Source organism: Kitasatospora sp. NPDC094016 (assembly GCF_040304045.1).
Taxonomy (GTDB): domain Bacteria; phylum Actinomycetota; class Actinomycetes; order Streptomycetales; family Streptomycetaceae; genus Kitasatospora.
This window is the reverse complement of sequence record NZ_JBEOUK010000005.1, coordinates 1-12,155: the sequence shown is the minus strand read 5'-3', so window position 1 is coordinate 12,155 and position 12,155 is coordinate 1. Positions and strand designations below refer to the sequence as shown.

The window sequence follows — 12,155 nt, the reverse complement described above, 5'->3', positions numbered from 1 at the left end:
CCGCCTAGGAGAGCTCCCCCACCGGCGCGACCACCGCGCCCTGCTTGCCGCACACCCAGTGCGGCTCCGGCCCCAGCTCCGGCTCCACCCCGAGCGCGTGCGGGTCCCCGTCGGCGGCGCAGGCGGTGCACAGCGGCCAGCGCCCGTACGCCTCCAGCAGCGCGTCCTGGACGTCCTGGGCGACCAGCCCGAGCACGTACTCGGTGCCGTCCGGCCACTGCTCCAGCCACCAGCGGCGGTGCGTCACGGCCTGCTCCACCAGGGAGACGACGGCGGCGTCCGCCACGTCCCGCGCGGTGAGGTCGGCCAGGATCAGCGCCCGCGCGTTGTGCAGCGCGGTCTCGATGTCGTCGGAAGCCATCTGTCCATTCTCCGGTAGAACGCCGCGTGGGCGGCCCCCCGAAGGGGACCGCCCACACGATCAGGAACCAGCCGATCCGATCGGTGCGATCAGGATCAGAAGTCCATGTCACCGCCCGGCATGCCGCCGCCGGCGGCCGCAGCGGCCTTCTCCGGCTTGTCGGCGATGACGGCCTCGGTGGTGAGGAACAGCGCCGCGATGGAGGCGGCGTTCTGCAGCGCGGAACGGGTCACCTTGGCCGGGTCGATGATGCCCTCGGCGATCAGGTCGACGTAGGTGTTGGTGGCCGCGTTCAGGCCGTGACCGGCGGGAAGGTTGCGCACCTTCTCCACCACGACGCCACCCTCCAGGCCGGCGTTGGTCGCGATCTGCTTGATCGGGGCCTCCAGCGCGACCTTGACGATGTTGGCACCGGTGGCCTCGTCGCCCTCCAGCTCCAGCTTGTCGAAGGCGACACCGGCCTGCAGCAGCGCGACGCCACCACCGGCGACGATGCCCTCCTCGACGGCGGCCTTCGCGTTGCGGACGGCGTCCTCGATGCGGTGCTTGCGCTCCTTGAGCTCCACCTCGGTGGCCGCGCCGGCCTTGATGACGGCCACGCCGCCGGCCAGCTTGGCGAGGCGCTCCTGGAGCTTCTCGCGGTCGTAGTCCGAGTCGCTGTTCTCGATCTCGGCGCGGATCTGGTTCACGCGGCCGGCGACCTGCTCGCTGTCACCGCCACCGTCGACGATGGTGGTCTCGTCCTTGGTGATGACCACCTTGCGGGCGGTGCCCAGCAGGTCGATGCCGGCGTTCTCCAGCTTGAGGCCGACCTCCTCGGAGATCACGGTGCCACCGGTGAGGATGGCGATGTCGCCGAGCATGGCCTTGCGGCGGTCGCCGAAGCCCGGGGCCTTGACGGCGACGGACTTGAAGGTGCCGCGGATCTTGTTCACGACCAGGGTCGACAGGGCCTCGCCCTCGACGTCCTCGGCGATGATGACGAGCGGCTTGCCGCTCTGCATGACCTTCTCCAGCAGCGGCAGCAGGTCCTTGACCGAGCCGATCTTGGAGTTGGCGATGAGGATGTACGGGTCCTCGAACGTCGCCTCCATGCGCTCCAGGTCGGTCGCGAAGTAGGCGGAGATGTAGCCCTTGTCGAAGCGCATGCCCTCGGTGAGCTCGAGCTCCAGACCGAAGGTGTTGCTCTCCTCGACGGTGATGACGCCTTCCTTGCCGACCTTGTCCATGGCCTCGGCGATGAGCTCGCCGATCTGGGTGTCGGCGGCCGAGATGGAGGCGGTGGAGGCGATCTGCTCCTTGGTCTCCACGTCCTTGGCCTGGGCCAGCAGCTGGTCGGAGACGGCGGCGACGGCCTTCTCGATGCCGCGCTTCAGGGCCATCGGGTTGGCGCCGGCGGCGACGTTGCGCAGACCCTCGCGCACCAGGGCCTGGGCGAGCACGGTGGCGGTGGTGGTGCCGTCACCCGCGACGTCGTCGGTCTTCTTGGCGACCTCCTTGACGAGCTCCGCGCCGATCTTCTCGTAGGGGTCCTCGAGCTCGATCTCCTTGGCGATGGAGACACCGTCGTTGGTGATCGTGGGGGCGCCCCACTTCTTCTCCAGCACGACGTTGCGACCCTTGGGGCCGAGCGTGACCTTCACTGCGTCGGCGAGCTGGTTCATGCCACGCTCAAGGCCGCGGCGAGCTTCCTCATCAAAGGCGATGATCTTGGCCATCAGAAGTGGTCCTCCGGGACACGGTCGACTGCTCGGACCAAGGGGTGCCCGCGACGGACGGCCCTGGTGTGCGGGGGTCCTTTCCCCTACCGCTCCCGGGGGCCTCACCGACCCGGTCCGCTGTCACTCTCACGCTGTGAGTGCTAACGCCAATGATTAGCACTCCGGGTGGTCGAGTGCAAGCCCAATCGCGATCCCGCGAGCCGCCCGGGGCGCTCCCGCCGACCCGCGCAACTCCCCGCCGGGGAACGCCGACGGGCCCGCACGACGCGTGTCGTACGGGCCCGCCGAGAAGCGAGTGGTCACCAGCCGTGGGCCGCGCCGAGCTCCTGGGGTCGGAAGGGGGTCACACCGCGGCGCGGACCATGTCCGCCTGCGGGCCCTTCTGTCCCTGGGAGATCTCGAACTCGACCCGCTGGCCCTCCTCGAGGGTGCGGTAGCCGTCCATCTGGATCGCGCTGTAGTGGACGAAGACGTCCGCACCACCGTCGACCGCGATGAAGCCGTAGCCCTTCTCCGCGTTGAACCACTTGACGGTGCCCTGAGCCATTCCGAACTCCCCTAGTGCTGTGCTGGCCCTTCACGCGCCCGCAGGTCGCGGGCCCGGGTCTGGTTTGAAGGCCGGCCCGGGGAACCCCCCCTGGGCGCAGCCGTGCACGCCGCAGTCCTCCGCCGGGGGTGCCTGACGGCGCCCTGTGAGCGGGTGATTACGTCGACCGCGGCTGAATGTATCCGGATCGACGCCCTCTGCAACAGGGTCAGCTGCGGGGAATTCCGGCACCGCGCCAAGGGGCAGGACGGGCCAAAGCGGGAGGAATTCGGCATTTCACGCCGGACATAGCGGACGGATTACTACAAATCCCCGCGGGAATTCTGACATCTGCCTGACATGTTTCACGGCCCAGGCACCCGACCGGTCTCAGCGGCCGGACGACCGTCCGGCGATTCGCGGGTGATTCGCGGGTGAGGATGAGGGGAAGCCCTGTTCCCAACCGAGCCACACTCTACTCCGACTTGACCCCGCCATATTCCCGCCGAAATGCGGCCGGCCGCCCGTACGTACGGAGAACGGAATTCCGTACGCGCGGACGGCCGGTCGGACGAACGGCTCGGGCGGGGTGCCCGGATCGGGGCGCGGCTCAGCAGCCGCCGGCCACCGCCGGGATGATCGAGACGCTGGCGCCGTCCGCGATCCCGGTCGCCAGGCCCTCGGCGAAGCGCACGTCGTCGTCGTTCACGTAGACGTTGACGAAGCGGCGCAGCTTGCCGGCGTCGTCCAGGATGCGGGCGGAGATCCCCGCGTGGTTCTTCTCCAGGTCGGCGATGACCTCGCCCAGGGTGGCGCCCTCGGCGGCCACCTCGGCGGCGCCGCCGGTGTAGGTGCGCAGGATGGTGGGGATACGGACGTTGGCGCTCATGGTTCTCCTAGCGGACAGGGCCTGGCGGGGTGGGGGGTGTTCAGGCGGACGCGAGGCCGGCGTCGTGGAAGGACGCCAGGGTCGGGCGGATCACGGCGGTCATCCCGGACCCGGCGACGGCGTCCAGGGTCTTCAGGCCGTCGCCGGTGTTGATCGCGACGGTCTCCTTGGCCGGGTCCAACCGGCCGGTCTCCACCAGCTTCTTCAGCACGCCGACGGTCACCCCGCCCGCGGTCTCGGCGAAGACGCCCTCGGTCCGGGCCAGCAGCCGGATCGCGTCCACCACCTCGGCGTCGGTGACGTCCTCGACCGCGCCGCCGGTGCGCCGGGCGATGTCCAGCACGTACGGGCCGTCCGCCGGGTTGCCGATCGCCAGCGACTTGGCGATGGTGTCCGGCTTGACCGGGCGGATCACGTCCTGGCCGGCCTTGAACGCCGCCGACACCGGGGAGCAGCCCGCCGCCTGGGCGCCGAAGACCTTGTACGGCCGGTCCTCGACCAGGCCGAGCCTGATCAGCTCCTGCAGCCCCTTGTCGATCTTGGTCAGCTGGGAGCCGGAGGCGATCGGGATGACGATCTGCTCCGGCAGCCGCCAGCCGAGCTGCTCGCAGATCTCGTACGCCAGCGTCTTGGAGCCCTCGCCGTAGTACGGGCGCAGGTTGACGTTGACGAAGCCCCAGCCCTCACCGGCCGGGTCGCCGATCAGCTCCGAGCAGAAGCGGTTCACGTCGTCGTAGTTGCCCTCGATGCCGACCAGCTCGCCGCCGTACACCCCGGCCATGACGACCTTGCCCTGCTCCAGGTCGTGCGGGATGAACACGCAGGACTTGAAGCCGGCCCGGGCGGCCGCCGCGCCCACCGCGCCGGCCAGGTTGCCGGTGGAGGAGCAGGAGAGCGTCGTGAAGCCGAAGGCCCGCGCGGCCTCGATGGCGCAGGCCACCACGCGGTCCTTGAACGAGTGGGTCGGGTTGCCCGAGTCGTCCTTGATGTGCAGCTGCGCGGTGAAGCCCAGCTCGCGGCCCAGGTTGTCCGCCTTGACCAGCGGGGTCCAGCCGGGGTTCAGGTTGGGCTTGGTGGCGACGTCGGCCGGGACGGGCAGCAGCGGCGCGTAGCGCCAGATCGAGCTCGGGCCGGCCTCGATCCGGCGGCGCAGCTCCTCGGCGCCCTCGCTGCCGAAGTCGTACGCGATCTCCAGCGGGCCGAAGCACTCCAGGCAGGCGAAGCTCGGACCGAGCGGGAAGCGGGTGCCGCACTCCCGACAGGACAGCGCGGTGGCGGGGCCGAGGTCCACGGATGCGGGTGCGACAGTGTCGATAGCCATGATGGCGGAGGCCTCTCTCCTCATCTTCCCCGTGGCACGGTCGCGCCACAGGCCGGAATTGGCACCTGTCCCGCCGGGGCCTGTCGACAGACAGCCGCGCGAGAAGGTTGCCGGGACGTCAACGGGCCGTTCCCTCAGTCCCTCTGGATGAGCATGTGAAATTGTGGTGGTGCTCAACGGCGACCCCGGCGTGCAAAGGTCCGGCCGCTGTACGAAGACTGTATCCGAAGGCGTCAACCCCGAATGGGATCGTCCGCCACGCGAGATGGCGCGTCCCACCGACCCCGCCGAGGAGAGTCCCGTGCCCGCCGAACCGACCCCCGCGCTGCTCCCGCAGGCGGCGTCCTGGCTGCGCCGCCGCTCGTGGAGCGCGGTCGACCGGCCGGTGCACGCCCTGCTGGAGGCCAAGCGCCGGACCGGCCGCACCGTCAGCGTGGTGCTGCCCGCGCTGGACGAGGAGGCCACCGTCGGCGACATCGTCCGCACCATCCGCCGCGAGCTGATGGAGCGCCTCCCGCTGGTCGACGAACTCGTCGTGGTCGACTCCGGCTCGGCCGACGCCACCGCCGCCGTCGCCGCCCGGGCCGGCGCCCGGGTGGAGTACCGCGACGCGATCTTGCCCCGGCTGCCCGCCGTCCCCGGCAAGGGCGAGGTGCTCTGGCGCTCGCTGCTGGTCACCCGCGGCGACATCGTCTGCTTCGTCGACGCCGACCTGCGCGAGTTCGACCCGGCCTTCGTCTCCGGCATCCTCGGCCCGCTGCTCACCGAACCGGACATCCAGCTGGTCAAGGCCATGTACGACCGGCCGCTGGAGACCGAGGGGGCGGTGGTCCCGGCCGGCGGCGGCCGGGTCACCGAACTGGTCGCCCGCCCGCTGCTCAACCTGCACTGGCCGGAACTCGCCGGTTTCGTCCAGCCGCTCGGCGGCGAGTACGCGGCCCGCCGCGCGCTGCTCGAACGGCTCCCCTTCCCCACCGGCTACGGCGTCGAACTCGGCCTGCTGGTCGACGCGCTGGAGACGGTCGGGCTGGACGCCCTGGCCCAGGTGGACGTCGGCGTCCGGCACCACCGGCACCAGGACGGCCAGGCCCTCGGCCGGATGGCCGCCACCATCTACCGCACCGCCCTCGAACGCCTCGACCGCACCCACCGGCTGAAGGCCTCGGCCGACCTGGTCCACCCGCTGCTGACCCAGTTCACCCGCGACCCGCAGAGCCGGGAGTTCACCGCCCACACCCACCCGGTGACCGCCCTGGAACGCCCGCCCATGCACACCGTGCCCGAGTACGCGACCCGACACTGAACACCCACCGAAAGGGTTTGCCGCTCCGGAGCCCCGGCAACGTACCAACCATGGGCGATCTCACGACCGAACGTTCGAGTGCGACCGGCACCGCCCCCGTCCTGGTGGCCTCCAATCGGGGACCGGTGTCGTTCGGCACCGCGGACGACGGCACGCTGACCCTCCGCCGCGGCGGCGGAGGCCTGGTCTCCGGCCTCTCCGCCATCGACAACCCCGACGCCGTCTGGGTCTGCGCCGCCCTCGGCGCGGCCGACCGGCAGGCCGCCAGAGGGGCCCCGGACGGCCGCCTCGACCTCGCCGGGCACGACGTGGGCGGCCAGGCCGTCCGCATGCTGGACATCGATCCCGACACCTTCGCCCGCGCCTACAACGGCGTCGCCAACTCCACCCTCTGGTTCGTCCACCACCTGCTCTACGCCACCCCCACCGCCCCCGCCTTCGACGCCGGGTTCCGCACCGAGTGGGCCGCCTACCGCGCCTACAACGCCGCCTTCGCCGAGGCGCTGGCCGCCGAGGCCGCCCCCGGGGCCGCCGTGCTGGTCCAGGACTACCACCTCTCGCTGACCCCGGCCCTGCTCCGCGCCGCCCGCCCCGACCTGCGGATCGGCCACTTCTCGCACACCCCGTGGGCCCCGCCCGAGTACTTCCGGCTGCTGCCCGACGACGTCGCCGAGGCCGTCCTCACCGGCATCCTGGGCGCCGACCGGGCCGGTTTCCTGACCCGCCGCTGGGCGCTGGCCTTCGCCGACTGCTGCGCCGACCTGCTCGGTGCCGAGGTCGACCGGGACGCCATGACCGTCACCCACGCCGGCCGCACCACCCGGCTCGGCGTGCACGCGCTCGGCGCCGACGCCGACTTCCTGCGCGAGCGCTCCCACCGCCCGGACGTCGACGAACGCCTCGCCGCCCTCCGCGAGGCCGTCGGCGGGCGCCGCACCATCGTCCGGGTCGACCGCACCGAGCTCAGCAAGAACATCGTCCGCGGCCTCCAGGCCTACCGGCACCTGCTGCGCACCCGCCCCGAATGGCACGACCGGGTGGTGCACATCGCCTTCGCCTACCCCTCGCGCACCGACCTCGCCGAGTACCGCGCCTACACCGCGCAGGTCCAACGGCTCGCCGAGGACATCGACGCCGAGTTCGCCACCCCCGCCTGGCAGCCGCTGATCCTGCACGTCGACGACGACTTCCCGCGTTCCCTGGCCGCCTACCGCCTCGCCGACGTGGCCCTGGTCAACCCGATCCGGGACGGCATGAACCTGGTCGCCAAGGAGGTTCCGGTGGTGTCCGACCACGGCTGCGCCCTGGTGCTCTCCCGCGAGGCCGGCGCGCACGCCGAACTCGCCGAGGACGCGCTCACCGTCAACCCGTACGACGTCATCGCCACCGCCGACGCCCTGCACGCCGGCCTCACCATGCCCGAGGAGGAGCGCGCCGACCGCACCAAGCGCCTCGCGGCGGCGGCCACCGCGCTGCCTCCGCAGCAGTGGTTCCTCGACCAGCTCAACGCGCTGTGAACCGGCTCGGCGCGGGCTGAACCGGCCCGCGCCGCGCGCCGGCGCCCGGCTCAGCCCGCGCCGACGGCCGCGCCGAGCGCCGCGAGCAGTTCCACCACGCCGGCCGGGCCCTGGACCACCAGGTCCGCCCGGTCGGCGAGTTCGCGCACCGGCGCGTCCCCCACCGCGCCACTGCACACCAGCAGCCCCGCCACCCCCGCGCCGCGCAGCTTCTCCACCGCCGCGAAGGCCGCCACGTCCCCCAGGTCGTCCCCCGCGTACAGCACCGAAGCCGCCCCGCGCTCACGCAGGAAGCCGGTCAGCGCCGCGCCCTTGTCCACCCCCGGCGGCCGCAGCTCCAGCACCAGCCGCCCGGGCTCCACCGCCAGCCCGTGCCCGGCCGCCAGCTCGCCGATTGGCGCCCGCAGCAGCTCCAGCGCCTCCTCGGGCGCCGCCGTGCGCCGGGTGTGCACCGCCAGCGAGCGCCCCTTGTCCTCCAGCCACGTCCCCTCGGGCGCCCCCGCCGCCGCCAGCAGGCCGGGCAGCGCCGCCCGTGCCCCGGCCACCCCGGGGTGCACCGACGGCGCGGTCACCTCGCCGCCCTCCCAGCGCTCGGCACCGTAGTGCCCCAGCACCACGACCCCGGGCAGCCCGTCCAGGCCGCCGTACTCCGCCGCCAGCGCGGCCGGCCGCCCCGTCACCACCACCACGGCCCGCACCGCCGGCACCAGCGCCCGCAGCGCGGCCGCCGCCCCCGGATGCGCCCGCGCCCGATCGGGATCCGCCACGATCGGCGCCAGCGTCCCGTCGAAGTCCAGCGCGATCACCGCCTCGCCCGGCGCCGCCAGGATCGCCCGCAGCCCGTCCCGCCCGTCAGCCGTGACCGGCACCCACTTCTCGTCAAAGCCCATGCCCGAGCCCTACCCCGCGGCCCCGTCCCGCTACCGTGCCGCCCGCCGGGCCTCCCGGATCCGGCGCAGCCGGTTCACCAGGACCGGGGCGTGCGCCAAGGCCTCCGGCCGGTCCAGCAGCGCGTTCAGCAGCTGGTAGTACCGGGTGGAGGAGAGCCCCAGCTCCTCCCGGATCGCCCGGTCCTTGGCCCCGGCCGTCCGCCACTGCCGCCCCTCCAGGGCCAGCACCGCCACGTCCCGCTCACTCAGCTCGCCCACCAGGACACCTCCGCCATCACTACGGAGTGTCATTCTCCCGCGTGAGCCGGACACACTGTGCGCCCCCCGGCGCTCGGCCGCCCCAGCTAGCGTCGGCGGTATGACCACGCCCAGCTTCGCCGTGCACATCCCCACCGCCGACCTCGAACCCGACCCGCTCGACCCGGCCCAGATCGTCTCCGGCACCCCCGAGGTCTCCGGCCGGGTCCTCTCCGAGTCCCCCGACGGCCGCCAGCTGCGCGGCATCTGGCAGATCACCCCGGGCGTGGTCACCGACGTGGAGGCCGACGAGCTGTTCGTGGTACTCAGCGGCCGGGCCACCATCGAGGTCGAGGGCGGCCCGACCCTGGAGGTCGGCCCGGGCGACTGCGCCGTGCTGCGCGAGGGCGACCGAACCACCTGGACGGTCCACGAGACGCTCCGCAAGGCCTACGCCATCACGCTCCCCTGACGGGCCCGACCCCGACGCGAGCCCGACCCTGACGACCCCGCCCCTGGAGGGCCCCCGGCCCGGGTTCACTTGCGGACCCGGGCCGCCTCCTTGACCGCCGCGTCCTGCAGCCCGGCGAGCGCCTGCTTCGGGTCCCCCGTGACGGCCTGCCCGATCCCGGCCTTGATCCGGTTGCTGACGTCGCCCCAGGCCGGGTCCCCGAACGGGTAGAAGCTGGCGTTGGTCAGCCCGACCGCGAACTGCTTGAGGTCCTCGTGCTTCGGGTCGGACGTCATCTGGTTGAACGCGTCCTGGGTGACCGGCAGCAGGTTGTACTGCTCGTCGAACTTCAGCTGGAACTCGCGGGAGTAGGCGAAGGACAGGAACTTCTTGATCTCGTTCTTGTGCCCGTTGGCCTTGAACGCCATCATCCAGTCCGCGACGCCGAGGCTGCCGGTCTTGCCCACGCCGTCCTTCTTGGGGATCGGCGCCGTCCCGAAGTCGATCTTCCCGGCGGTGGCCATCCGCAGCAGCGTCGGGTGCCCGTTCAGCATCGCGACCTTCCCGGCCGCGAAGTCCTGGAAGACGGGGGTGCGGTTCATCTTGCCCGGGTCCGGATAGGTCAGCCCGGTGGTCACCAGGTTGTTCTTCAGCCAGCTGAAGGTGGCCTGGTTCTGGGTGCTGTCGATGGTGTAGTTGCCGACGTCGTCGGAGAGGCTGCCGCCGCCGCTCAGCGTCCACAGCATGGACTCGGCCGGCGCCTCCTCCGGCCCGAGCGGCAGCCCGTACGGGGTCACGCCCGGCACCTTGGCCTTGATCTTCTCGGCGTCCTGGCGCAGTTCGTTCCAGGTGGCCGGCGGCTGGGTGATGCCGGCCTGGCGGAAGACCGCCTTGTTGTAGAAGAGCACCCGGGAGGAGGAGACGAACGGGATGCCGTACTGGGTGCCGAGCACCTGCCCGGCGTGCGCGAAGGTGTCCAGGAAGTTGGCCTGGGTGTCCATCGAGAGCACGTCGGCGGCCGGGTACAGCCGGTCCGCCGCGACCTGGTCGGCGAAACCGCCGGTCTGCAGCAGGTCGGGGGACTTGCCGGCCGCGATCATGTCGTCGACCTTCTTGCCGATGTCGGTCCAGCTGTCCACCTCGACGTCGACCTTGATGCCGGGGTTGGCGGCCTCGAAGCCGCGCGCGATCTCGTCCCAGTACAGCTTGGAGCTGGTGTCGGCGCTCTCCCCGTAGTCGGCGGCGACCAGCTTGAGGGTCACCGGCCCGCCGTCCTGCCCGCCGCAGGCGCTGACGGCGGTGAGTACCAGTGCTCCGGCCAGCGCGGTGCCGAGGACGCGGGTGGGAACGTGGGCGCGCCTGTTCAACGCGGGTACCGCCTTCAGGGGAGAACTGCGACCGGACGGGGGAATCCGGGAGGGGGGAGGCGCAACACTGCCAAATCCACCTGGCAGTGGTCCACACCACTGTGGCGAGCCCGCCGAGTAGTTATCGAAGTGCGGACGTCATTGCACGATGCGCAACAGAAGGTGAACGGAAGGCGCCCGGCGCAAAGCCGCTCACACCGCCCCCATCTGCGACAAAGCTCACCTACTTTGGACCAGACCAATCCGACAACTGGACTAGACCTCTTCTACCCGACCAAGGGAAACTGTCCTCCGTGAAGCACGTCATCGCACTCGATGTAGGCGGCACCGGCATGAAGGCCGCGCTGCTCGCCCAGGACGGCTCCGTGCTGTTCGAAGCACGCCGACCGACCGGGCGGGAGCATGGCACGGACGCCGTGGTCACCGCCATCCTCGACTTCGCCGCCGACCTGGCGGACGAGGGCCGGGGCCGCTTCGGCGTCGCCCCGCTCGCAGCCGGCGTCGCCGTCCCCGGCACGATCGACGAGAGGAACGGCATCGCGGTCTACTCGGCCAACCTCGGCTGGCGGGACCTCCCGCTGCGCAAGCTCCTGGGCGAGCGCCTGGCCGGGCCCGACCGCGCCGTCATCCCCGTCGCACTCGGCCACGACGTGCGCTCGGGCGGCCTGGCCGAGGGCCGGCTCGGCGCCGGCCGGGGCGTCGACCGCTTCCTGTTCATCGCGCTGGGCACCGGCATCGCCGGTGCCATCGGCATCGGCGGCCGGATCGAGGCCGGCGCGCACGGCTACGGCGGCGAGATCGGCCACGTCGTGGTCCGCCCGGGCGGACCGCAGTGCGGCTGCGGCGCCCGCGGCTGCCTGGAGACGCTCGCCTCCGCCTCCGCCGTGTCCCGTGCCTGGGCCGCGGCCAGCGGCGACCCCGACGCCGACGCGGCATCCTGCGCCGCCGCGGTGGACGCCGGGGACGACCGCGCGCTCGCGGTCTGGCAGGTCGCCGTCGACGCCCTCGCCGACGGGATCGTGCTCGCCCAGAGCCTGCTCGACCCGTCCACGGTGATCGTCGGCGGCGGGCTGGCCGAGGCCGGTGACACGCTCTTCGGCCCGCTGCGCACGGCGGTCACCGAGCGCCTGACCTTCCAGATGCCCCCGAAGGTCGTACCCGCCATGCTCAAAGACACCGCCGCGTCCCTGGGCGCGGGCCTGCTCGCCTGGGATCTGCTCTCCATGGAGGTGACCGCGTGACCACCGCGGACCGTGACCGTACCGCACTGGCCGGCGCCCGGCTGGTCCTGCCCGGCGGCGTCGTCGAGGGCGGCCGCCTGGCCGTCGAGGGCGACCGGATCGCCGGCCTCGGAGGCGAGAGCGAGCCCGGCGACCTCGACCTGACCGGGTACACCGTCGTCCCCGGCTTCGTCGACCTGCACGTGCACGGCGGCGGCGGCGCCTCCTATGCCTCCGGCATCGCGGAGGAGGCCCTACTCGCCGCCCGGACGCACCTGGAGCACGGCACCACCACCACGGTCGCGTCCACCGTCACCGGGGAGATCGACGAGGTCGCCCGCCAGGCGTCCGT

13 protein-coding genes and 1 riboswitch are annotated in these 12,155 nt (G+C 72.3%); of the genes, 5 read left to right on the top strand and 8 right to left on the bottom strand.

The annotated features are described in order from the left end of the window. Positions 1 to 4: 4 nt before the first annotated feature. The 5 genes from ABT015_RS06650 to thrC form a co-directional block, all read right to left on the bottom strand. Entirely contained in the window at positions 5 to 361 is a 357-nt protein-coding gene (locus ABT015_RS06650) for a DUF8819 family protein (protein WP_063348227.1), read from the bottom strand. Positions 362 to 456: 95 nt separating this feature from the next. After that, positions 457 to 2,079, bottom strand: a complete 1,623-nt coding sequence (groL, locus tag ABT015_RS06645; protein ID WP_049652341.1) for a chaperonin GroEL — start codon at positions 2,077 to 2,079, stop codon at positions 457 to 459. A 346-nt stretch (positions 2,080 to 2,425) separates the two neighbouring features. Then, entirely contained in the window at positions 2,426 to 2,629 is a 204-nt protein-coding gene (locus ABT015_RS06640) for a cold-shock protein (RefSeq protein WP_030289665.1), read from the bottom strand. A 589-nt stretch (positions 2,630 to 3,218) separates the two neighbouring features. Then, complete coding sequence (locus ABT015_RS06635) at positions 3,219 to 3,497, bottom strand: MoaD/ThiS family protein (RefSeq protein WP_350877443.1); 279 nt, start codon at positions 3,495 to 3,497, stop codon at positions 3,219 to 3,221. Positions 3,498 to 3,537: 40 nt separating this feature from the next. Further along, entirely contained in the window at positions 3,538 to 4,818 is a 1,281-nt protein-coding gene (thrC, locus tag ABT015_RS06630; RefSeq protein ID WP_350877441.1) for a threonine synthase, read from the bottom strand. A gap of 17 nt (positions 4,819 to 4,835) precedes the next feature. Continuing rightward, a riboswitch (SAM riboswitch) is annotated at positions 4,836 to 4,972 on the bottom strand. A 171-nt stretch (positions 4,973 to 5,143) separates the two neighbouring features. Between thrC and ABT015_RS06625 the strand changes: the two genes are divergently transcribed. After that, positions 5,144 to 6,121 carry a glucosyl-3-phosphoglycerate synthase gene (locus ABT015_RS06625; RefSeq protein ID WP_402455479.1) on the top strand — a complete coding sequence of 326 codons (978 nt, stop codon included), beginning with the start codon at positions 5,144 to 5,146 and terminating at the stop codon, positions 6,119 to 6,121. Positions 6,122 to 6,171: 50 nt separating this feature from the next. Continuing rightward, positions 6,172 to 7,638: an alpha,alpha-trehalose-phosphate synthase (UDP-forming) gene (locus ABT015_RS06620; protein WP_350877437.1), complete on the top strand. Its 1,467-nt coding sequence runs from the start codon at positions 6,172 to 6,174 to the stop codon at positions 7,636 to 7,638. 50 nt (positions 7,639 to 7,688) lie between these two features. On the opposite strand, the gene otsB is transcribed toward ABT015_RS06620, so the two are convergent. Both otsB and ABT015_RS06610 read right to left on the bottom strand, forming a co-directional pair. Beyond that, the gene (otsB, locus tag ABT015_RS06615) at positions 7,689 to 8,528 is read right to left on the bottom strand and encodes a trehalose-phosphatase (protein ID WP_350877435.1); all 840 of its coding nucleotides are present in this window, start codon (positions 8,526 to 8,528) and stop codon (positions 7,689 to 7,691) included. 30 nt (positions 8,529 to 8,558) lie between these two features. After that, entirely contained in the window at positions 8,559 to 8,819 is a 261-nt protein-coding gene (locus tag ABT015_RS06610) for a DUF3263 domain-containing protein (protein WP_350877432.1), read from the bottom strand. 67 nt (positions 8,820 to 8,886) lie between these two features. Here ABT015_RS06610 and ABT015_RS06605 point away from each other — a divergent pair, with 67 nt between their 5' ends. After that, entirely contained in the window at positions 8,887 to 9,237 is a 351-nt protein-coding gene (locus ABT015_RS06605; RefSeq protein WP_350877430.1) for a cupin domain-containing protein, read from the top strand. A gap of 65 nt (positions 9,238 to 9,302) precedes the next feature. Here the strand turns inward: ABT015_RS06605 and ABT015_RS06600 are convergent, their stop codons facing one another. After that, positions 9,303 to 10,583, bottom strand: coding sequence for an extracellular solute-binding protein (locus ABT015_RS06600; RefSeq protein ID WP_350877428.1), 1,281 nt, complete (start codon positions 10,581 to 10,583; stop codon positions 9,303 to 9,305). Between the two features lie 293 nt (positions 10,584 to 10,876). On the opposite strand from ABT015_RS06600, the gene ABT015_RS06595 reads away from it, so the two are divergent. Both ABT015_RS06595 and ABT015_RS06590 read left to right on the top strand, forming a co-directional pair. Next, positions 10,877 to 11,824, top strand: coding sequence for an ROK family protein (locus ABT015_RS06595; RefSeq protein ID WP_350877426.1), 948 nt, complete (start codon positions 10,877 to 10,879; stop codon positions 11,822 to 11,824). Beyond that, a partial coding sequence (locus ABT015_RS06590) for an amidohydrolase family protein (protein WP_350877424.1) occupies positions 11,821 to 12,155 on the top strand: 335 nt, incomplete at its 3' end. The genes ABT015_RS06595 and ABT015_RS06590, both read left to right, overlap by 4 nt.

Coding starts and splice junctions, on each gene's coding strand:
- ABT015_RS06610 (WP_350877432.1), bottom strand. CDS start 8,819: ATGACACTCCGTAGTGATGGCGGAGGTGTCCTGGTGGGCGAGCTGAGT.
- ABT015_RS06650 (WP_063348227.1), bottom strand. CDS start 361: ATGGCTTCCGACGACATCGAGACCGCGCTGCACAACGCGCGGGCGCTG.
- ABT015_RS06620 (WP_350877437.1), top strand. CDS start 6,172: ATGGGCGATCTCACGACCGAACGTTCGAGTGCGACCGGCACCGCCCCC.
- ABT015_RS06605 (WP_350877430.1), top strand. CDS start 8,887: ATGACCACGCCCAGCTTCGCCGTGCACATCCCCACCGCCGACCTCGAA.
- ABT015_RS06640 (WP_030289665.1), bottom strand. CDS start 2,629: ATGGCTCAGGGCACCGTCAAGTGGTTCAACGCGGAGAAGGGCTACGGC.
- thrC (WP_350877441.1), bottom strand. CDS start 4,818: ATGGCTATCGACACTGTCGCACCCGCATCCGTGGACCTCGGCCCCGCC.
- otsB (WP_350877435.1), bottom strand. CDS start 8,528: ATGGGCTTTGACGAGAAGTGGGTGCCGGTCACGGCTGACGGGCGGGAC.
- groL (WP_049652341.1), bottom strand. CDS start 2,079: ATGGCCAAGATCATCGCCTTTGATGAGGAAGCTCGCCGCGGCCTTGAG.
- ABT015_RS06635 (WP_350877443.1), bottom strand. CDS start 3,497: ATGAGCGCCAACGTCCGTATCCCCACCATCCTGCGCACCTACACCGGC.